Genomic DNA, 20,808 nt, shown 5'->3' with positions numbered 1-20,808 from the left:
CCGCCTTCTTGCCCGATTTCGGCGGCGACTGCAATCGCTCAGCCGGCGTCCCCCGGCAACGAAAAGGGCCGCCATCGCCCGGATGGACGGTGGCGGCCCTTTTTTTCCGGACGCCCTTACTGCTTGGGAACGTTGAGAGCGACCTGCGGCAGCTTCTTGTTCACCCGCTCCAGCACGGTGTCGGTGACGTCGAGCTGGGTGTCGACCAGAACGAACTGCTGGCGCGCCAGAACCAGATTGGCGCCGCGCTCGCGCGAGATGTCGGCGACGATCTCGACCATCGTCTTATGGACCACCGCCATCGCCTCGTTCAGCGAGGTCTCCAGCACCCGCTTGCGGGTCTGGACGGTCTTCTGCACCTCGGCGACCTGCTTCTCGAAGTCGCGCCGCTTGTTGGCGAGCGCTTCCGGCGCCAGGACGGTCTGCTGCTTGCGCAACTCGTCCTCGCCCTTGCGCAGCTTGTCCTCGAGCGCGGAGATTTCCTTCTGGTAGGTTTCACGCAGCGTCTCGAAGGATTTGGAGATCCCCTTCGAGGCGTTGGATTCCTGCATGATCTTCTGGACGTCGATCACCGCGATGACCGGAGCCTTCAGCTCGCCCGTCGCCGGAGCGGCGGCGGGGGCTCCCGCCGCGGCGGGAGCCGGAGCGGCCGCCTTGGGCGGTTCCGCCTTGGGAGCCGCCTGGGCCAGGACCGCCGGAGCGTAGGACAGACCGGCGGTCACGGCGACCGACAGGGCGGCGGCGCGAAGCGTCGCCTTGAGCGTGCTGGATTGCATCTTAGAACCTGGTTCCGAAGCTGAAACGGATGAGCTCTTTCTTGTCGTAGCTTTCCTTGCGCAGAGGAAGCGCCACGTCGAGACGGATCGGGCCGAACGGCGACTTCCACGACACGCCGGTGCCGACCGACACGCGGATCGACTCCTTGTCGACGACGTTCGGGTCGCTGATGTCGACCTTGCCCAGCGAGCCGACGTCGGTGAAGGCGTGGCCGAGCAGGCCGAATTCCTCCGGCAGGCCGAAGGGGAAGCTCATCTCGACCGAGGCGCGGGCGTAGCGCGTGCCGCCCAGCGAATCGCCGGTCGTGATGTCGCGCGGACCGATGCCGGCGGTGTTGAAGCCGCGCAGCGTGTCGCCGCCGATGAAGAAGCGGTCGGCCAAAGCCACCTTCTGGCCCATGCCGAGGATGTAGCCCAGTTCGCCGGTGGTGCTCAGCACCCAGTTCTCGCCGTCCAACGGCAGGTAGTAGCCGCCGGCCAGACGGTTCCGCAGGAAGCGCACCGAACCGCCGAGACCGGCGATGTCGTTGGTCAGGCGGATGAAGTAACCCTCGGTCGGCGTCAGCTTGCTGTTGCGCCGGTCGTAGGTCAGCTCCTGGCCGATCAGCGAGGTCAGGCGCTCGCCCTTCTGCTCCTGCACGTACTTCGAGGCGGTGACCGGCACCTCCTCGATCAGGGTGTCCTGGAGCTGGTAGTAGACGCGCTGGCGCAGGTTCTCGCTCAGCGGGAAGCCGAGACGCAGCGAGAAGCCGGTGTTCTTCTCGTTGAAGGAGCTCTCATCCTGGTAATTCCGGCGGACACGGAAGATGTCGACGCCGGCCGACAGGTCGCGGTCGAGGAAATAGGGCTCGGTGAAGGAAATGTCGTATTCCTGGCGGACGCCGGAAATCGTCGCGCCCAGCCGCAGGTCCTGGCCACGGCCCAGCAGGTTGCGCTCTCGGATCGAGAAGTCGCCCAGAGGACCGTCGGAGGTCGAGAAACCGGCGCCGATGGAGATCTCGCCGGTCGATTGTTCGGCCACCTCGACGTTGACCACGGTGCGGTCGGGAACGCTGCTTTCGGCGGTGGTGACGTTCACCCGCTCGAAATACCCCAGATCCTTGATCCGCTGCTCGGACCGCTTCAGCTTGGAGGAGCTGAACGGGTCGCCTTCGGACAGCAGCATCTCGCGCCGGATCACCTTGTCCAGCGTGCGGACGTTGCCGTTGATGTCGATGCGGTCGACGAAGACGCGCGGCCCCTCGTTGATCTCGTAGGTGATGTCGATCGCCTGGGTCTCGCGGTTGCGCGAGATGCGCGGCCGGACATCGACGAAAGCGTATTGCAGGTCGCCGACCGCCGAGGTCAGCTTGGTGATGGTGTTCTCCACCTCCTGCGCGTTGTACCAGTCCCCTTCCTTGGTCGTCGTGATCGTCTCAAGGGTCGCCGGGTCGAGCTGCTTCAGCGAGGACTTGATGTCGATCTTGCCGAACTTGTAGCGCTCGCCTTCCTCGATGGTGAAGGTGATGAAGAACGCCTCGCGGTCCGGCGTCAGCTCGGCCACCGCGGAGACCACGCGGAAATCGGCGTAGCCTTCCTTCAGGTAGAAGCGGCGCAACAGGTCGCGGTCGTAGTTCAGCCGGTCGGGGTCGTAGTTGTCGTCCGAGGTCAGGAACCGCCACCAGGCGGTCTCCTTGGTCTGGATCGCCTCGCGCAGGGAGCCGTCGGAGAATTTCTCGTTGCCGACGAAGGTGATGCCGCGCACGCCGGTGCGCACACCCTCGTTGATCTCGAAGACCAGATCGACGCGGTTCTGGTCGAGCTGGATGATCTTCGGCTCGACCGTGGCCGCGAATCGGCCCTGGCGGCGGTAGATGTCCTGGATACGCTGGACGTCGTTCTGCACGCGGGTGCGGGTGTAGACCACGCGCGGACGAAGCTGGATTTCCTTCTCCAGATTGTCCTTTTCAATCCGCTTGTTGCCCTCGAAGGCGATGCGGTTGATGATCGGGTTCTCGACCACCGCCACCACCAGCGTGTCGCCGTCGCGCCGCAGCGTGACGTCGGCGAACAGGCCCGTGTTGAACAGCGCCTTCAGGGACTGGTCGATGCGGTCGGGATCGAACGAATCGCCCGGCTGGATCGCCAGATAGGAGCGGACCGTGGAGGCCTCGATGCGCTGGATGCCATCGACACGGATGTCGCGCACCGTTCCGCCGGAAAAGACCTGGGCGACCGACGACCCGAACGCCGCTGACGGGGACCCTGACTGGGCGAGGGCGACAGACACCGTCGTCATGGCGCAGCCGGCCAGCAGGCCCGCCACCAGAACTTTGCTCGACACCGGCAAATCACGCTCCCTGGCAAGGGGCTGGCGTTACGACACCAGTCCCCGGAAGAAATCGACCACGCGCAATTGAACGAGGTCGTTCCACGTGGCGAAGACCATGAGCGTTAATACCAAAGCCAATCCAATGCGGAAACCGTATTCTTGCGCTCTCGCTCCGAGGGGGCGTCCGCGCAGCGCCTCGATGCCGTAGAACAGCAGATGGCCGCCGTCGAGCATCGGCACCGGGAACAGGTTGATCAGGCCAAGGTTGACCGACAGGAAGGTCATGAACCAGACCAGCGGGTACCAGCCCGATTGCGCCACCTCGCCCGACATCTGGGCGATGCGCAGCGGCCCGCCCAGCTCCTCGGTCCCGCGCGAGCCCTCGACCATCTGGCCGAGCGCGGTGAAGGTGCCGGTGATCATCCCCATCACCTCACGCCCTGCCTGCCAGACGGCGGTCACCGGGTCGTGGCGCTTCATATCGACGCTGCCACGGGTGATGCCGAGCTGGCCGACACGGTGGGTGTTGCCGAGTCGGTCGGTCATCTCGCGGGCGTCGGGCGTGGCGTCGAGCGTGACCACCCTGCCCTCGCGCTCGACCTCCATCCGCAGCGTCTCGCCCGGCTTGATCGAGACGATCTGGCGGATTTCCTCGAAGCGCTGGATGCCGGCCCCGTCGATCGACAGGATCAGGTCGCCCGGCTGGAGCCCGGCGCGCTCGGCGGCGCTGCCCGGCTGCACGCCGCCGACGTCGGCGGGCGTGAAGGACTGGCCGGCGGTGGCGAACAGCACCGCCAGCACCACGATGGAGAAGACGAAGTTGGCGATGGGGCCGGCGGCGACCACGGCGGCGCGCTGGCCCAGCCTCTTGTGATGGAAGGAGACGGCGCGCTCATCCGCCGACATGGCGGTCAGATGGGCGCCCGGCGTGCTCGCCGGATCGGCGTCGCCGAACATCTTGACGTAGCCGCCGAGCGGCAGGGCGCTGAACTTCCAGCGCGTGCCGGCGCGGTCGTTGAAACCGAACAACTCCGGCCCGAAGCCGATGGAGAAGACCTCAATCCGCACGCCGTTGCGCCGCGCGACCAGATAATGGCCAAGCTCGTGCACGAACACGAGCACGGTGAGGACCACCAGGAACGCGAGAACCGAGGTCCAGAAACCGCCGAGAACGTCCATCACCACCCTTTGCGCCCGTTCGGGCCTCGAACTCGGATCACCGGCTGCCAACCGCCGACGCACCGCAGGCCGTCACGCGCGCGGCGGCGTCGCGGCGCGCCTCGGCGTCGGCCTCGCGCACTGCGGCAAGATCACGCAGCGGGCGGTGGGGCAACGCCGCCAGCGTGCCCTCGACGATTTTTTCGATGTCGAGGAAGCCGATCCGGCGGTCGAGAAACGCCTGGACGGCCACCTCGTTGGCGGCACTGAGAATAGTAGGAGCGCCCCCCCCGCTTTGCAAGGAGGCGCGGGCCAGCCGCAGGGCCGGAAAACGCACGGGATCCGGCGCTTCGAAGGTCAGGGTCGCCGCCCGTGTCAGGTCGAGCCGCTCGGCCGGGGTGGCGATGCGCGCCGGCCAGCCGAGCGCATAGGCGATCGGCGTGCGCATGTCGGGCGTGCCGAGCTGCGCCAGCACGGAGCCGTCGACATACTCGACCAGCGAATGGATCACCGACTGCGGGTGGACCAGGATGTCGATGCGCTCCTCGGGGATGCCGAAGAGGAAATGCGCCTCGATCAGCTCCAACCCCTTGTTCATCATGGTGGCGCTGTCGACCGAGATCTTGGCGCCCATGTCCCAGGTCGGGTGCGCCACTGCCTGTTCACGCGTCGCCGTCGCCATGAAGGCGCGGTCGCGCGTGCGGAACGGGCCGCCCGACGCGGTCAGGATCAGCCGGGCGACGCTCTCGGTCCGGGCGAAGTCGAAGACCTGGTAGATGGCGGAATGCTCGCTGTCGACCGGCAGCAGCGTGGCGCCGTGGGCGCGCACCTCCTCCATCATCAGGTCGCCGGCGCAGACCAGCACCTCCTTGTTGGCGAAGGCGACGATGGCGCCGCGGCGCACGGCGGCGAGCGTCGGCTCCAGCCCGGCGGCGCCGACGATGGCGGCCATCACCCAATCGGCCGGACGCTGCGCCGCCTCGGCCACCGCCCGCGGACCGGCGGCCGTCTCGATGCCGGTGCCGGCAAGGCGCTCCCTCAGCTCGGCATGCCCTGCGGGATCGGCAACGACGGCGAGCCGGGCCTTCAGGCGCCGGGCCTGCTCGGCAAGAAGGGCGACGTTGCGGTTGGCGGTCAGCGCCTCGACCGGGAAGCGCTCCGGGTCGCGGGCGACGAGATCCACGGTCTGGGTCCCGACCGAGCCGGTCGAACCCAGGATCGTCACCCGCCGGGGGCCACCGCCCGTCGTCACCACCATGATAGAGCCGTTCCGATGGTCGCGTGGAAAACAGCCAGCACCGGGGCGGCGACCAGAAGCCCGTCGATGCGGTCGAGGATGCCGCCATGCCCGGGAATGAGCTGGCCGCTGTCCTTGACGTCGTAGCGGCGCTTGACCGCCGATTCGAAGAGGTCGCCCGCCTGCCCCACCACCGCCGCCACGGCGCCCATCAGCAACGCCAGGGCCGGCATCGCCGCGCCGACGGCGAGAGCGATCAGCCAGCCGATCAGGGCGGCGGCGGCCATGCCGCCGATCAGGCCGGCCCAGGTCTTCTTCGGGCTGATGCGCGGCGCCAGCTTCGGTCCGCCAATGGAACGGCCGGCCGCGTAAGCGCCGATGTCGGTGGCCCAGATGGCGAGCATGGCGAAAAGGAACAGGGCCAGCCCATCGCTTGGCAGGTCGCGCAACCATGTCAGACCGGCCATTCCCGCCGCGACGTAGAAAACGCCGAAGCCGAGCAGGCCGCGGTCGCGGCCGCCGCCGGCCAGCGCGGTCAGCACGGAAAAGGCGACGGCCACCCCCAGCCCGACCCAGGGTCCGGCGGCCAATTGCGCCATCAGGGACACCAGCACGCCGGCGACCGACATCAGCCGCGCCGGCAGGCGCCGGGCGCTGGGGACCAGATTGATCCATTCGGAAATGGCGACGACCGCGCCGAAGGCGATCAAGGCGCGGAAGACCCAGCCGCCGGCCCAGACGGCGCCAAGCACGATCGGCGCCATGATCAGCGCCGAGACCACGCGGGTCTTGAGGTCGCCCGTCTTCGGGTTGGGTTTTCCCGCGGAGACCGGCTCAGCGGGAGCCGGCCGTGGTGGCGCCGAAGCGGCGTTCCCGTCGGTGGAACTCTTCAATCGCCGCCTCCAGATCGCGCTTGGTGAAATCGGGCCAGAGCGTGTCGATGAACACCAGCTCGGCGTAGGCCGCCTGCCACAGCAGGAAATTGCTGATGCGCTTCTCGCCGCTGGTGCGGATGATCAGGTCGGGATCGGGAATGTCGGCGGTGAACAGGCGGGCGGCGAAGGCACCCTCGTCGATGGCGCCGGCGCTCACCCGGCCGGCCGCCACATCCTCGGCCAGTCGCCGGGCCGCCAGCACGATCTCCTGCCGCGACCCGTAGCTGAGGGCGACGACCAGCGTCATCGTCCGGTTGTCGCGGGTCAACGCCTCGGCGTTGTCGATCAGCCGGTTGATGTCGTCGGACAGGCGGAGCCGGTCGCCGATCACCCGCAGCCGGATGCCGGCCTTGTGCAGTTCGGCGACCTCGCTGCGCAGATAGAAGCGCAGCAGGCCCATGAGGTCGGTGACCTCCTCCTCCGGCCGCCGCCAGTTCTCCGAGGAGAAGCTGAAGATGGTCAGGGTGCCGACGCCCAGTTCGCGCGCCGCTTCCACGGTGCGGCGGACGGCGTCCACGCCCTTCTTGTGGCCGGCGGTGCGCGGCAGGCCGCGCGCCTTCGCCCAGCGCCCGTTGCCATCCATGATGATGGCCACATGCTCGGGAGGGGTGATCGAACCGCTTCCGTCCATCCGGTTCTCGTCCGCGTCGCGCATTCCGGATCAGACCTGCATGATGTCCTTTTCCTTTTGCGCTAGCGTGTCGTCGACCAGCTTGATGTGCTGGTCGGTCAGCGCCTGCACCTTGTCGGACTGCGTTTTCAGCTCGTCCTGCGTGATCTCGCTGGCCTTCTCGGCCTTCTTCAGGCCGTCCATGCCGTCGCGGCGGATGTTGCGGATGGCGACGCGGGTCTGCTCGGCGTATTTGTGGGCGACCTTCGCCAACTCGGCGCGGCGCTCCTGCGTCAGGTCGGGCAGCGGCACGCGGATGACCTGACCCTCGGCCTGCGGGTTCAGCCCGAGGCCCGAATCGCGGATGGCCTTCTCGACCGCCTTGGTCATGCCGCGGTCCCACACCTGCACCGTGATGAGGCGCGGCTCGGGAACCGAGACGGTGCCGACCTCCTTGAGGTGGACGCGGTTGCCATAGGCCTCGACCATGACCGGCTCCAGCAGGCTGGAGGAGGCGCGGCCGGTGCGGAGGCCGGTGAGTTCCTTGCGAAACGACTCGAGCGCGCCTTCCATGCGGCGCTTCAGGTCCGATGTGTCGGGCGCAGCCACGGGACCTACTCCCTTTCTTCCGTTATGATGGTGTGCTTGCCACGGCCCTGCATCACCTCGGCGAAGGAGCCGGGGGTGTGGATCGAGAGGACCAGGATGGGGATCCGGCTGTCTCGTGCCAGGGCGATCGCCGACGCGTCCATCACCTGGAGATCCTGGGCCAGGACGTCCATGTAGGTGAGGCGGTCGTAGTGCGTGGCGGTCGGGTCCTTCTTGGGATCGGCGGTGTAGACGCCGTCCACCTGCGTTCCCTTCAGCAGCCCGTCGCACCCCATTTCCGAGGCGCGCAGCGCCGCGGCGGTGTCGGTGGTGAAGAAGGGGTTGCCGGTGCCGGCGGCGAAGATCACCACCCGGCCCTTTTCCATGTGACGGATCGCGCGGCGCCGGATGTAGGGCTCGCAGACCGACGACATGGGGATGGCCGACTGCACGCGGGTCGGCACGCCCATCCGCTCGAGCGCGCTCTGCATCGAGAGCGCGTTCATCACGGTGGCGAGCATCCCGATGTAGTCGGCCGACGCACGCTCCATGCCGCCCGCCGCACCCTTGACACCGCGGAAGATGTTCCCCCCGCCGATGACCAGACAAACCTGGACACCGAGCGCGACCACCGCCTTCACCTCGTTGGCGATGCGGTTGACCATGTCCGGATCGAGGCCGTAGTCGCGCTGCCCCATCAACGCCTCGCCCGACACCTTCAGCAGCACCCGCTTGTAGCGGATGCTCTCCGGTGCGATGGCCGGCGTGGTGGTTCCGGTGGTCTCGGCCCCGTTGATCTCGGGCATGAGGGGAACGCTCCCTTGCTGTTTCGAATGCGGCGCGGCGTGGAGGTTATCAGGCCTGGCCGGCGGCGGTGGCGGCCACTTCGGCGGCGAAGTCGCTCTGGGCCTTCTCGATGCCCTCGCCCAGCGCGAAGCGGGCGAAGGACGCGACCTTGACCGGAGCGCCGATGTCCTTGGCGGCGTTCTCGACCACCTTGCGGACCTTGGTCTCGCCGTCGATCACGTAGACCTGCTCCAGCAGGCAGACTTCCTCGTAATACTTGCGGACGCGGCCCTCGACCATCTTCTCGATGATGTTCTCCGGCTTGCCCGAGGCGCGGGCCTGCTCGGCCAGCACGCTGCGCTCACGCTCCAGCGCCGAGCTGTCGACGTCGGCGATGTCGAGCGCCTCCGGACGGGCGGCGGCGATGTGCATGGCGATCTGCTTGCCGAGGTCGGCCAGCTTGGCCACGTCGCCAGTCGACTCCAGCGCGACCAGCACGCCGATCTTGCCGAGGCCCGGCGCGATGGCGGAGTGGACGTAGCTGACGACGGTGCCGGCCGACACCTCCAGCGTCACGGCGCGACGCAGGTTCATGTTCTCGCCGACGGTGGCGATCAGGGTGGTCAGCTCGTCCTGGGCGGTGTGCGCGGTGCCCGGGTAGGCGGCGGCCTTCAGCGCCTCGACGTCGCCGCCGGTGGCGAGCGCGATCTCGGCGGCCTTGGCGGCGAAGCCCTGGAACTTGTCGTTGCGGGCGACGAAGTCGGTTTCGGCGTTCACCTCGACGACGGCGCCCTTGGTGCCGGCGGTGGCGACGGCGACCAGACCCTCGGCGGCGATGCGGCCCGACTTCTTGGCGGCGGCGGCGAGGCCCTTCTTGCGGAGCCAGTCGACGGCGCCCTCGAGGTCGCCCTGGGTCTCGTTCAGAGCCTTCTTGCAATCCATCATGCCCGCGCCGGTCTTCTCGCGCAGTTCCTTGACGAGCGAGGCGGTAATCTCGGCCATGTTGCGCCCTCTTCCTTACAAGCGATCCGTGGCGGATCGGATTGAGTCACAAAGTCAATTCGGGTGGCAACCCACAAAAAAGGCAGCCGGGCCATTGGTCATAAGGCCCGGCTGCCCCTTTCCAAACCGCTGGGGTCAGGCCTGGGCGGCTTCGGCGGCGGTCTCGTCTTCCGGCAGCTGTTCGGCCGGGGCGTCCTCACGGGCGCCGACGTCGATGCCGGCGGCGCTCATCTCGGCTTGCAGGCCGTCGAGGACCGAACCGACCACCAGATCGCAGTACAGGTCGATGGCGCGCAGGGCGTCGTCGTTGCCCGGGATCGGGAAAGCGACGCCGTCCGGATCGGAGTTGCTGTCGAGGACCGCGATGACCGGGATGCCGAGCTTGTTGGCTTCCTTGACCGCGATCGACTCCTTGTTGGTGTCGATGATGAAGATGACGTCCGGCAGGCCGCCCATCTCCTTGATGCCGCCCAGCGCGCGCTCCAGCTTGTCGCGCTCGCGGGTCAACTCGAGGATCTCGCGCTTGGTCAGGCCCGAGGTGTCGCCGCCCAGACGCTCTTCCATCTCGCGCAGGCGCTTGATCGACAGCGAAATGGTCTTCCAGTTGGTCAGCATGCCGCCGAGCCAACGGTGGTTGACGTAGTACTGGCCGCACTTCGAGGCGGCCTCGGCGATGCGCTCCTGGGCCTGGCGCTTGGTGCCGACGAACAGCACGCGGCCACCGCCGGCGACGACGTCGCGCGCGGCCTGGAGGGCGCGGTGCAGCATCGGGACGGTCTGCTCCAGATCGATGATGTGCACGCCGTTGCGCACACCGAAGATGTACTGGTTCATCTTCGGGTTCCAGCGACGGGTGTGGTGACCGAAGTGGACACCGGCCTCGAGCAGCTGGCGCATGGTGAAGGTGGGCATAGCCATGGAAAAATCCCTTTTTCCGGTTGGTCCGCCGCGGGCGTCTGTCCACAGGTGTGGACACCGGATCGGGCCATCGGGGTAAAACCGAGGGTCCGCCAGCCCGCGTGAGGTTTTGACGACGGCGCTTACATAGCCCGATGAACCGGGTTTGGCAACAGCGATGGCAGGAAAAGAACGGTCGGATGCCATCGATCCCTGCCGGTCGCGGCGGGACCGGGCGGCAGGTCGGATCCTCCCTCCTCCCGAACCCGATTCGTCCCCATATTTCCCGACGACCATCCGTTGCGCGCAATCTCGCCAGACCGGGAAAACCGTTGGAGATGTTCGCGCGGCGTTCGCGGCTCTTCACTGGAACTCAACAGCGCCAAGGAATGGAAACGTGCCGGATCCTCATGAGATTTCCAGAAACACGAATTCATGCGCCATCCTGGAGAGGGAGGATTTCGAGATCCTCGTGCAGGCCGCGAACGAATACATCGCGGCCAGAAGCACTCTCATGAGCTTCATGTCCTCGCTCGGCAGCAAGATCGAGGCTGGCATCGACATGCTGCCGGAGGGAACAAGGGCGACCCTCCTCGACGCCATCCGCGGCGCCTTGGAGCACGCGCACCGGATATCGACCGGCTACATGGACAACGAGAAGGGCCGCGAGGCGTCCACGGGGCTGTACAGCCTCATCGGCGCCGCCACGGGGGCCGCGAGCGGCTTTTTCGGGCTGGCGGCCACCGCCGCGGAGCTTCCGATCGCGACGGCGACCATCATGCGATCGATCGCCGACATTGCGCGCTCGAAAGGCGCCGATCTCGACGATGTCGGCGTCCAGGCGACCTGCATCGAGGTCTTCGCCTATGGCGGTCCGCTCGAGGATGACGACGATGCCGACATCGCCTTCGTGACGTCGAGGCTCGGAGCCACGCTGGGCGCCGCCCCCATCTCCGAAATGATCACCAAGGTCGCCGGCCGCTACGCGATCGCGATTTCCCCGAAGATCCTGGCGCAATCGGTCCCCATCACCGGCGCCGTCCTGGGCGCCGCGCTGAACTGGACCTACATGCGGTTCTACCAGTCGATCGCTTCCGTCCTCTTCACGCTCCGCCCGGTCGAGTTGCGGTACGACAAGGATCAGGTCCGCTCCTGCTTCGCGTCGATCGTGCGGGAGATCGAGAAGGAGAAATTTTCCCGGAAGAAGGCTTGAGCGAACGGCAAGCCGGAAAATGGCAAGGGCCATGGCGTCCGACGCCATGGCCCCCTCGCGATGAACGCGTGCGCCCTGCTCCTTACGCCTGCGGCGCGGCGACCTTCGGCTTGGGCAGATCGAGCTTGATGTGCAGTTCCTTCAGGCGGGCCTGATCGACCTGCGCCGGGGCCTGCATCAGCAGATCCTCGGCCCGCTGGTTCAGCGGGAAGGCGATGACCTCGCGGATGTTCGGCTCGTCGGCCAGCAGCATGACGATGCGGTCGATGCCCGGCGCTGAGCCGCCGTGCGGCGGGGCTCCCAGCTTGAACGCGCTCAGCATGCCGCCGAATCGGGCCTCCAGCTCCTCCGGCGGGTAGCCGGCGATGTCGAAGGCCTTGTACATCACCTCCGGCAGATGGTTCCGGATGGCGCCCGACGACAGCTCGACGCCGTTGCAGACGATGTCGTACTGGTAGGCCTTGATGTCGAGCGGATTCATCTCCTCCAGCGCCTTCAGCCCGCCCTGCGGCATCGAGAAGGGGTTGTGGCTGAAGATGACCTTGTTGGTCTCCTCGTCCAGCTCGTACATCGGGAAATCGACGATCCAGCAGAAGCGGAAGGCGTTCTTCTCGATGAGGTCCAGTTCCTCGCCGATGCGGGTGCGGGCCAAGCCGGCCAGCTTGGCCGCCGGGCCGGGCTGGTCGCAGACGAAGAAGACCGCGTCGCCGTCCTCGAGCCCGACCAGCTCGCGCAGGGCGGCCTGGGCGGCCTCCGGCACGAACTTGGCGATCGGGCCCTTGCCGCCGGCGGCCTCCATGACGATGTAGCCGAGGCCGGGAGCGCCGAGACCACGCGCCCAGTCGTTCAGCTTGTCGAAGAAGCTGCGCGGACGGTCCGAGACCTTCGGCGCGCGGATTGCGCGGACGACGCCGCCCTTCTCCACCGTCTGCTTGAAGGCGCGGAACTCGACGTCGTCGCGCTTGAAGATTTCGGTGACGTCGGTGATGACCAGCGGGTTGCGCAGGTCGGGCTTGTCGTTGCCGTACTTCAGCATCGATTCGGCGAAGCTGATGCGGCGGAACGGCGCCTGGTCGATGACCGGCTTGGTCTCGCGGCGGAAGCCGCCGAACTCGTCGAACAGCCCGTGCAGCACCGGCTCGACGGCGGCGAAGACGTCCTCCTGGGTGACGAAGGACATCTCGAAGTCGAGCTGGTAGAACTCGCCCGGGCTGCGGTCGGCGCGCGCGTCCTCGTCGCGGAAGCAGGGCGCGATCTGGAAGTAACGGTCGAAACCGGCGACCATCAGCAGTTGCTTGAATTGCTGCGGCGCCTGCGGCAGGGCGTAGAACTTGCCGGGGTGGTTGCGGCTCGGCACCAGATAGTCGCGGGCGCCCTCCGGCGAGGAGGCCGTCAGGATCGGCGTCTGGAACTCGGTGAAGCCCTGGTCGATCATCCGGCGGCGCGCCGACGCGATGACGCGCGAGCGCAGCAGGATGTTCTCGTGGATGCGCTCGCGCCGCAGGTCGAGGAAGCGGTAGCGCAGGCGCATGTCCTCGCCGGTGTCGGCCTCCTGGTTGACCTGGAGCGGGATCTGCTCCGCCTCGCCCTGGACCGTCAGCTCGGCGATCTGCAACTCGATGCGGCCGGTCGGCAGCTTGTCGTTGATCGTCTCGGCGGTGCGCTTGACGACCTTGCCGGTGACGGTGATCACCGATTCCAGCTTCAGCCGGTTGGCGACCTCGAAGGCGGGATTCGAGGTGTCGACCACGCACTGCGTCAGGCCGTAATGGTCGCGCAGGTCGACGAACAGAAGCTGTCCGTGGTCGCGCTTCCGGTTGATCCAGCCCGACAGGCGGACGGTTTCGCCGGCATTCTCTTCACGAAGCTGGCCGCAGGTGTGCGTGCGGTAGGGGTGCATGGGTCGAAACACCTTGAAAAGGTCGGATTCCGGCAAGGAAATGGGGTCCGACACACCACACCGTAAGCCGGTGAAAGTCAAGCCGCGTACGACGAATGCGCACGCGGCGCGTCGTCGCCGAGCGAAAGCGCAACGATCTTTCACCCCCCTTTAACCCGCCCGCCGCCTCGTGTATGAAGCAACCATGACGCTCATCACGACAAACGACGCCCTTCAGGCCTTCTGCCAGTCGCTGGCCGGGGCCGAATACATCACGGTCGATACCGAGTTCCTGCGGGAGAAGACCTATTGGCCGCAGCTCTGCCTCGTGCAGATCGGGGGACCCGACGGCGCCGTCGCCATCGACCCGCTGGCCGAGGGGCTCGATCTGGCGCCGCTCTACGCCGTGATGGGCGATCCGTCGATCCTCAAGGTCTTCCACGCCGCCCGCCAGGACGTGGAGATTTTCTGGCACCTGTCCGGCAGCATCCCCACCCCGCTGTTCGACACCCAGGTCGCCGCCATGGTCTGCGGCTTCGGCGAGAGCGTCGGCTACGAGACGCTGGTCACCAAGCTGGCCGGCGCGCGCATCGACAAGTCCAGCCGCTTCACCGACTGGTCGCACCGTCCGCTGACCGAGCGGCAGCTGACCTACGCGCTGTCCGACGTCATCCACCTGCGCCCGGCCTACGAGAAGCTGAAGCGCCGCCTCGCCCGCACCGGCCGCTCGCACTGGCTGGAGGAGGAGATGGCGATCCTCACCGACCCGCGCACCTACCAGGTCGATCCCGACAGCTCCTGGCTGCGGCTGAAGGTGCGCACCAACAAGCCGCGCTTCATGGCGGTGCTGAAGGAGCTGGCGGCGTGGCGCGAGCGCGAGGCGCAGCGCCGCGACATGCCGCGCTCGCGCGTGCTGCGCGACGAGGCGCTGCTGGAGATCGCCGCCCACGCGCCGACCAGCGTCGACGACCTCGCCCGCACCCGCGGCATGGGCCGGGGCTTCGCCGAGGGGCGCCAGGGGGCCGACGTGCTGTCCGCCGTCCAGGCCGGTCTCGACATTCCCGACCGCGACCTGCCCAAGATCGAGCCGCGGGAGGAGCCGCCGCCCGGACTGCAACCGATCGTCGAGCTTCTCCGCGTCCTGCTGAAGATGAAGTGCGACGAAAACAACGTCGCCGCCAAGCTCGTCGCCTCATCGGCCGACCTGGAGGCGATGGCGGCCGACGATTCCGCGGACGTTCCGGCGATGCAGGGCTGGCGCCGCGAACTGTTCGGAGACGACGCGCTCGCCCTCAAGCATGGAAGGATCGCGCTCGCGGTCATAAACCGTCGCGTCCGCATCGTTCCTGCTGGAGAACCGATGCCGCTCCCGAAATCCGAAGAAACCGAAACTTGACGTTTCTGGATGGCGTGGTTTCGATGGGCCTATCGCTTTAGGCACAATATCGAATGCATTTATTTCGTTAACCATGCCTTAAAGGCTTTTTAAAGAAAGTTGCAAGCAGTATCGGTTCGGGGCCGCATGTCCTTGTCCAGTGCTTCCAGTGCTTGGGCGGAACGTGACTCCGGCTCCGCCCGTCATCCGGCGCTTTCCTGGTCGGGAGCGCGCGGGCATGCCGGTGTCTGCGGACACGGGGCGTGATCGGGAAAAGTCGGTTCGGGGGAAGGCACGGAATGAGCAGGTTCGGCGGCAAACCACCGATGGGACGGGACCGGGTCCGGCTTTCCACGACGGAAAAGCAGGCCGCCGTCGCCGCCGCCAAGGACCAGCGCCCCGATTTCGACAATGACAAGCTGCTGAATCTGCTGCGCTCGGCCAAGAGCGAACTCCAGGGCATGCGGCTGATCCACATGCACCTGTCGCTGCTGCGCGACAAGGATCCCACCAGCCAGATGATGGTCCGCACCATCATCCAGGAACTGGGAAGCAAGGCGTCCTTCCTGCAATCCTTCAACATCTCCAACGGCGACGTCATCATCCTCTACAAGGGGCTGAAGCTGACCGGCGTGACCGACGTTTGCCAGAAGCTGGAACAGGTCTTCCTGTCGAAGACGACGCTGACCGGGCCGAATCCCTACAAGGAGTATTCGCTCTACTCGATCATGGAACTGGCGTTGAACTTCATCAACGTCATCCGCTTCATCGAGGAGTTGCAGGCCAACGAGACCGGCGGCGGCCCGCTGGAGACCAAGCCCCCCATCACGCTGGAGGAACTGGGCAAGCTCGAGCGCTCCATGCAGATGTTCGACCTGTCGCCCTTCCTGTTCAATCAGGCCATCGCCAACATCGGCAAGGGCAGCGAGGAGGAGATGGAGTATTTCGAACTCTACATCTCCATCAAGCTGTTGCAGGAGCGTCTCTGCCCGGACTACGACATCACCGCCAACAAATGGCTGTTCAACTATTTCACCGCCAACCTCGACCAGTCGGTGCTGCGGGCGTTGAACCACGGTCTCAGCTTCATGCGCGGGCGGCGGATCGGCATCAACATCAACCTGTCGACGGTGATCTCCACCGGCTTCGTGAAGTTCGACGAACGGCTGCCGATGGATTTCCGTGGGCAGGTCGTGCTGGAGGTCTCCAAGGGCGACCTGATCGAGAACCTGTCGCTGTTCAACGAGGTGGTCGAGTTCGCGCAGGACCGTCGTTACCAGATCGCGGTGGACGGGCTGAACCCCTTCTGGGTGACGAACTTCGATCTGGAGTATCTCAACGCCGATTACGCGAAGATCTTCTGGTCGAACGACATGCTGGAGATGGAGCCGTCCTTCGAGAAGTACTTCCGCGACCGCATCGCCGAGCAGGACCGCTGCAAATTCATCCTGGCGCGTTGCGACAGCGTGTCGAGCCTCGTCTACGCGCACAAGATGGGCATCAACTTCGTCCAGGGCCGCGCGGTGGACAACATCCTGCGCAAGGGCGTCAGCGTCCGCGACGCCATCGCCCACGCCAAGGCCGACTGATCCTCACCCCTTCTTCGGCGCGCGGGTCAGGGCGGCGTCGGTCCAGCCCGGCGGCAGCAGCGCCAGCAGCCACACCGCCGCCGCCATCGGCCAGGGAAAGCCGATGCGCGCCGCGTTGCGCTCCAGCCCGCGCTTGATCGTCCGCGCCGCCGCGTCGGTCTCGACCAGGAAGGGCATGGGAAAACGGTTGACCGCCGTCATCCGGCTCTTGACGAAGCCGGGGCAGATCACCGAGACGCCGATCCCCTCCGCCGCCAGATCGCCGCGCAGCGCCTCGCCATAGACGCGCACCGCCGCCTTGCTGGCGCAGTAGGCCGGAGCGCCCGGCAGCCCCCGGAAGCCCGCCTGCGACGCCATCAGCGCGATCTGTCCGCGCCGCCGCGCCCGCATCGCCGGCAGCAGCGGATGGATGCTGTTCAGAACGCCGTCGATGTTGACCGACAGGATGCGGCGGGCCTGCGCCTCGCTCTCCACACCGCCGCCGGTGCCGGCGGAAATCCCGGCGTTGGCGATCACCAGATCGACCGGAGTCGCGGCGTCCACCGCCGTCAGCCACGACGCCATCGCCTCCCGATCGGCGGCGTCCACCAGCCCGGCGGTGACCGACGCGCCGGCCCGGCGGCAGCGCTCCGCCACCTCCTCCAACCGCGCCGGATCGCGGCCGGTCAGCGCCAGGGCCATGCCGGGCGCGGCGTAGAGGTCGGCCAGGGCCGCGCCGATGCCGCTGGAGGCGCCGGTGATGACGATGGAACGCGGATCCCGCATGAAACCTCTCCCTTGCCCGCTTGTTGCCGGATCATACCGCCGGTATAAGGTGGGCCATATCATCCCACAGCTTGCAGCCGAGGTCCCCTTGCCCGCCCATCGCCCTGTTGTCGCCAGCATGACCGGTTTCGCGCGTGTGGACGGGCACGGGGATGGCTTCTCCTGGACCTTCGAGGCGAAGAGCGTCAATGGCCGCAGCCTGGATCTGCGCTGCCGCCTGCCGTCCGGCTTCGACGGCGTCGAGGCGGTGGCCCGCGCCGAGGTGCCGAAGAGGCTGGCGCGCGGCAACGTCAACCTGACCCTCACCGTCAACCGCAGCCAGGCCGTCTCGCAGCTCCGCATCAACCGCGAGCTTCTGGCCCAGGTGCTGGAGTTGGCCCGCGAGATCGAGGGCGCCGGGGCTGCGCCGCCGCGCCTCGATTCGCTGCTGGCGGTGCGCGGCATCATCGAGCCGGTCGAGGAGGACGAGACCGAGGCGCGTGAACGGGTCGAATCGGCGCTGAAGGCCGATCTGGCCAAGCTGATCGACCAGCTCGCCGTCAACCGGCTGGCCGAGGGCGCCCGGCTGGCGGCGGTGCTGAACGGCCATCTCGACGAGATCGCCCGGCTGGTCGAGGCCGCCGGAGCCTGCGCCTCGACCCAGCCCGAGGCGCTGCGCGAGAAGCTGCGCACCCAGGTCGCCACCATTCTCGGCTCCTTCCCCGCCCTGTCGGAGGAGCGCCTCGCCCAGGAGGCGGCGATCCTCATTGGCAAGGCCGACGTGCGGGAGGAGATGGACCGGTTGCGCGCCCACATCCAGGCCGCCCGCGACATGATGACGGAGGGCGGCGCCATCGGCCGCCGCTTCGACTTCCTCTGCCAGGAATTCAACCGCGAGGCCAACACGCTGTGCTCCAAGTCGGCCGACGTGGAACTGACCCGCATCGGCCTGTCGCTGAAAGCCTCGATCGAGCAGCTTCGCGAACAGGTCCAAAACATCGAGTGACCGCCATGGCCCCGCAAAGCACCCAGTCGCCCGCTTCCCCTTCGAAGACCATATCCCGGCGCGGCCTGATGCTGGTGCTGTCGTCGCCCTCGGGCGCCGGCAAGACGACCATCTCGCGCCGCCTTCTCGACCGCGACGGCGACCTCGCCATGTCGGTGTCGGTGACGACCCGCCCGATGCGCCCCGGCGAGGTTCCGGGCGTCGATTACCATTTCATCGACCTCGCGCTGTTCGACCGCATGGTCGAGGCCGGCGGACTGCTCGAATACGCCCGCGTCTTCGGCAACTGCTATGGCACGCCGCGCGGCGCCGTCGAGGACGCGCTGGCGTCCGGCCGCGACGTGCTGTTCGATATCGACTGGCAAGGCACCCAGCAGTTGGCGCAGAACGCCCGCGACGATCTCGTCAGCGTCTTCGTCCTGCCGCCCTCGGGCGAGGAGCTCGAACGCCGTCTGCACAGCCGCGCCCAGGATTCGGCGGAGGTCATCGCCAACCGCATGGCCAAGGCGTCCGACGAGATCAGCCACTGGGCCGAATACGATTACGTCATCGTCAACCACGACGTCGAGGAAAGCGTGGCGGCGGTGGAGGCCATCCTGCGCGCCGAGCGGCTGCGCCGCCGCCGGCAGGTCGGCCTGCCGCGATTCGTGCAGACCGTGCAGGCCGCGCTGTAGGCGGGGACCGGAAGAAGCCCCGTCCCGATGGAACGGGGCTTCTTCCCTTTGCCTCAGGCGACCGACGACAGCCGGGCGCTCGCCACCAGATCCTCGATGGTGACGATCGGCATGCCGTGCGTCTCGGCAAAGGCGACCAGTTCCGGCAGCCGCGCCATGCTGCCGTCCGGGTTCATCACCTCGCAGAGGACTCCGGCGGGCTTGCGGCCGGCCCGGCGCATCAGCTCGATGGTCGCCTCGCTGTGCCCCCGGCGCGCCGCCAGCCCGCCCGGATGGGCGCGGATCGGGAAGACGTGTCCGGGACGCGCCAGATCGTCGGGCCGGCAATCGTCGGCGATGGCGGCGCGGATGGTGGTGACGCGGTCCGCCGCCGACACGCCGGTCGACACCCCCTCGCGCGCCTCGATCGACACCGTGAAGCCGGTGCCGAAGCGCGAACTGTTGGACTCGACCATTGGCGGCAGTTCCAGCCGTCGCAGATGCTCGGCCGGCAGGATGAGGCAGACGATGCCGGTGCAGGTGCGGATGAGGAAGTTCATCTGCGCGGCCGTGATGGTTTCGGCGGCGTAGACGATGTCGCCTTCGTTCTCGCGGTCCTCGTCGTCCACGACGATGACGCCTTGCCCCTCGCGCAGCGCGTCGAGCGCACGGTCGATCCGTTCGGCGGCCGTGCCGAAACGGGCCAGGAGACTGTTGCCGTGCTGGGCTTGAACAGACTGATTCACAAACTGATTCATGGGTCTTACTCCGGTTCGAGCAAGCCTGAATCAGGGCGCAAAGAGACGGCCGACAGCCGGGAACGGGATCCCCGGACCATCGTCGCAGGCCACCGCCGCCGCCGCCGGTTTTCCGGGGACGCCAACCATGGCCGGCTCATTCTCTTTCATCCGGACTGTGACCGTCGGCCCCGGCGTCTCACCGGGTCTGCTGACCCCGCGGCCAATGGCTGCGGGCGCTCGCGGGCTCCCTCCCTTGCGAGGAGGATACCGCCGGTAGGGACTTCCACCCTGCCCTGAGAACAAGCGCTATGACACCGCCCGACAGCGGACGGCTGTCCTTCACCTATCGACAGGCGATGGATCTTGTCAACGCCCCGCCTCGAAGAAAGCCGAGCTTTCTCACCTTGCGGGAAACGGCTTCGGCCGCAGCTTGATCTCGTGCCCGTCCGGGCCGTCGCTGCCGTCGGGCTGCTTGCCCCGGTAATAGCCCTTCTGCCAGCGCTCCTGCGTGGCGGCGCTGCCGGGCTTCTGGAGTTCGGCGTTGAACTGGCTGCGCGAGGTCGCCCAGTGGCGGTACTGCGCGGCGGTCTCGGGGTCGCTGTCGAGTTCGCGGATCTCCGGCTCCAGCGATTCGACCAGACCGCGCTGGATCGGCATCAGGTGGGCGTAGGGCTCGCCCTTCTCCCAGGTCACCGGCACGTTGGGCGCGGTGAACTTCCAGTTCATGGTGAAGGGATAGGGCGACCAGTCGGTCTCGATGATTCCCGACAGTCCCATGATCCCGTGCTTTGGATGGTTGATCGGCCCGGTGACCATCAGGTTGATCCCCGGCGGCGTGCGGAACAGCACGGCGACGTGGAAGGTCAGGACGCCGCTGCCGAAATGGCTCGCCGGCAGCAGCGGATGCTGCTCCTCCGCCGTCACGGTGATGGCGTCGATGCCGGTGCCGCCGTTCCACACCGCCGTCGCGCGGCAGGGGCTGCACACCTCCCAGCCGTGCATGCTGGCGATGTTCAGGGGCAGACAGCGGTAGCCGTACTGCTCCGGCAGCGCGTCGATCCAATCGCGCGTGGCGCGGGCGGGACGTATATCGGGAAGCGCGCCCGACAGCGGGTATGCGATCAAGGTCATGGGGTCACTCTGCCAGATGCGGTGCCGGGTGGTAAGCCGTCCGAGCCGGATAGGACGTCGCACCGGATTGGGGCGCCCGTCGGGCCCGATGTCTTGCAAAGATCACAGTTTTTGCACCTGCGTCATACTGTCCGTCTGTCTTTAGTGACGATTGCGTACGGCCATTGCGCCGTATTAG

Annotated in this window: 19 protein-coding genes and 1 riboswitch; of the genes, 5 read left to right on the top strand and 14 right to left on the bottom strand. The window is 67.2% G+C overall.

Annotation, left to right across the window (positions count from 1 at the left end):
* Positions 1-116 precede the first annotated feature (116 nt).
* From J2847_RS02540 to rpsB, 10 genes are all read right to left on the bottom strand, one after another.
* A complete protein-coding gene (locus tag J2847_RS02540) occupies positions 117-776 on the bottom strand; it encodes an OmpH/Skp family outer membrane protein (RefSeq protein ID WP_209776785.1) in 660 nt (219 codons plus the stop codon).
* A gap of 1 nt (position 777) precedes the next feature.
* Positions 778-3,105 carry an outer membrane protein assembly factor BamA gene (gene bamA / locus J2847_RS02535; protein ID WP_209776784.1) on the bottom strand — a complete coding sequence of 776 codons (2,328 nt, stop codon included), beginning with the start codon at positions 3,103-3,105 and terminating at the stop codon, positions 778-780.
* Between the two features lie 27 nt (positions 3,106-3,132).
* Complete coding sequence (rseP, locus tag J2847_RS02530; RefSeq protein ID WP_209776782.1) at positions 3,133-4,266, bottom strand: RIP metalloprotease RseP; 1,134 nt, start codon at positions 4,264-4,266, stop codon at positions 3,133-3,135.
* Positions 4,267-4,303: 37 nt separating this feature from the next.
* A complete protein-coding gene (locus tag J2847_RS02525; protein ID WP_209776780.1) occupies positions 4,304-5,503 on the bottom strand; it encodes a 1-deoxy-D-xylulose-5-phosphate reductoisomerase in 1,200 nt (399 codons plus the stop codon).
* Entirely contained in the window at positions 5,494-6,375 is an 882-nt protein-coding gene (locus tag J2847_RS02520; protein WP_209776779.1) for a phosphatidate cytidylyltransferase, read from the bottom strand. Before J2847_RS02520 ends, J2847_RS02525 begins: the two co-directional genes overlap by 10 nt.
* The gene (locus J2847_RS02515) at positions 6,317-7,072 is read right to left on the bottom strand and encodes an isoprenyl transferase (protein ID WP_209776777.1); all 756 of its coding nucleotides are present in this window, start codon (positions 7,070-7,072) and stop codon (positions 6,317-6,319) included. The genes J2847_RS02520 and J2847_RS02515 overlap by 59 nt, the downstream gene beginning before the upstream one ends.
* Positions 7,073-7,078: 6 nt before the next feature.
* Positions 7,079-7,636, bottom strand: a complete 558-nt coding sequence (gene frr / locus J2847_RS02510; protein ID WP_085556851.1) for a ribosome recycling factor — start codon at positions 7,634-7,636, stop codon at positions 7,079-7,081.
* Positions 7,637-7,641: 5 nt separating this feature from the next.
* Positions 7,642-8,421, bottom strand: coding sequence for a UMP kinase (pyrH, locus tag J2847_RS02505; protein WP_085556852.1), 780 nt, complete (start codon positions 8,419-8,421; stop codon positions 7,642-7,644).
* A gap of 49 nt (positions 8,422-8,470) precedes the next feature.
* Positions 8,471-9,403 carry a translation elongation factor Ts gene (tsf, locus tag J2847_RS02500; protein ID WP_209776776.1) on the bottom strand — a complete coding sequence of 311 codons (933 nt, stop codon included), beginning with the start codon at positions 9,401-9,403 and terminating at the stop codon, positions 8,471-8,473.
* Positions 9,404-9,538: 135 nt separating this feature from the next.
* Positions 9,539-10,321, bottom strand: a complete 783-nt coding sequence (gene rpsB / locus J2847_RS02495; protein ID WP_085556854.1) for a 30S ribosomal protein S2 — start codon at positions 10,319-10,321, stop codon at positions 9,539-9,541.
* A 376-nt stretch (positions 10,322-10,697) separates the two neighbouring features.
* Here rpsB and J2847_RS02490 point away from each other — a divergent pair, with 376 nt between their 5' ends.
* A complete protein-coding gene (locus J2847_RS02490; RefSeq protein ID WP_209776774.1) occupies positions 10,698-11,513 on the top strand; it encodes an EcsC family protein in 816 nt (271 codons plus the stop codon).
* Between the two features lie 82 nt (positions 11,514-11,595).
* On the opposite strand, the gene aspS is transcribed toward J2847_RS02490, so the two are convergent.
* The gene (gene aspS, locus J2847_RS02485; protein ID WP_209776772.1) at positions 11,596-13,413 is read right to left on the bottom strand and encodes an aspartate--tRNA ligase; all 1,818 of its coding nucleotides are present in this window, start codon (positions 13,411-13,413) and stop codon (positions 11,596-11,598) included.
* Between the two features lie 184 nt (positions 13,414-13,597).
* Between aspS and rnd the strand changes: the two genes are divergently transcribed.
* The gene (rnd, locus tag J2847_RS02480) at positions 13,598-14,788 is read left to right on the top strand and encodes a ribonuclease D (protein ID WP_209776770.1); all 1,191 of its coding nucleotides are present in this window, start codon (positions 13,598-13,600) and stop codon (positions 14,786-14,788) included.
* A gap of 278 nt (positions 14,789-15,066) precedes the next feature.
* Positions 15,067-16,356 carry a hypothetical protein gene (locus J2847_RS02475; protein WP_085556858.1) on the top strand — a complete coding sequence of 430 codons (1,290 nt, stop codon included), beginning with the start codon at positions 15,067-15,069 and terminating at the stop codon, positions 16,354-16,356.
* A 3-nt stretch (positions 16,357-16,359) separates the two neighbouring features.
* Here J2847_RS02475 and J2847_RS02470 read toward each other — a convergent pair whose 3' ends face one another.
* Entirely contained in the window at positions 16,360-17,121 is a 762-nt protein-coding gene (locus J2847_RS02470; RefSeq protein WP_209776769.1) for an SDR family NAD(P)-dependent oxidoreductase, read from the bottom strand.
* Positions 17,122-17,239: 118 nt separating this feature from the next.
* Here J2847_RS02470 and J2847_RS02465 point away from each other — a divergent pair, with 118 nt between their 5' ends.
* Both J2847_RS02465 and gmk read left to right on the top strand, forming a co-directional pair.
* Positions 17,240-18,106: a YicC/YloC family endoribonuclease gene (locus J2847_RS02465; protein WP_209776767.1), complete on the top strand. Its 867-nt coding sequence runs from the start codon at positions 17,240-17,242 to the stop codon at positions 18,104-18,106.
* A 5-nt stretch (positions 18,107-18,111) separates the two neighbouring features.
* The gene (gene gmk / locus J2847_RS02460; protein WP_209776765.1) at positions 18,112-18,780 is read left to right on the top strand and encodes a guanylate kinase; all 669 of its coding nucleotides are present in this window, start codon (positions 18,112-18,114) and stop codon (positions 18,778-18,780) included.
* 53 nt (positions 18,781-18,833) lie between these two features.
* On the opposite strand, the gene ribB is transcribed toward gmk, so the two are convergent.
* Together ribB and J2847_RS02450 are read right to left on the bottom strand one after the other, a co-directional pair.
* Complete coding sequence (gene ribB, locus J2847_RS02455; RefSeq protein WP_209776764.1) at positions 18,834-19,517, bottom strand: 3,4-dihydroxy-2-butanone-4-phosphate synthase; 684 nt, start codon at positions 19,515-19,517, stop codon at positions 18,834-18,836.
* Between the two features lie 134 nt (positions 19,518-19,651).
* A riboswitch (FMN riboswitch) is annotated at positions 19,652-19,804 on the bottom strand.
* 94 nt (positions 19,805-19,898) lie between these two features.
* Complete coding sequence (locus J2847_RS02450) at positions 19,899-20,630, bottom strand: DUF6065 family protein (RefSeq protein WP_209776762.1); 732 nt, start codon at positions 20,628-20,630, stop codon at positions 19,899-19,901.
* Positions 20,631-20,808 lie beyond the last annotated feature (178 nt).

It is taken from the genome of Azospirillum agricola (genome assembly GCF_017876095.1).
Classification (GTDB): domain Bacteria; phylum Pseudomonadota; class Alphaproteobacteria; order Azospirillales; family Azospirillaceae; genus Azospirillum; species Azospirillum agricola.
This window is presented reverse-complemented; position numbering and strand designations above follow the sequence as displayed.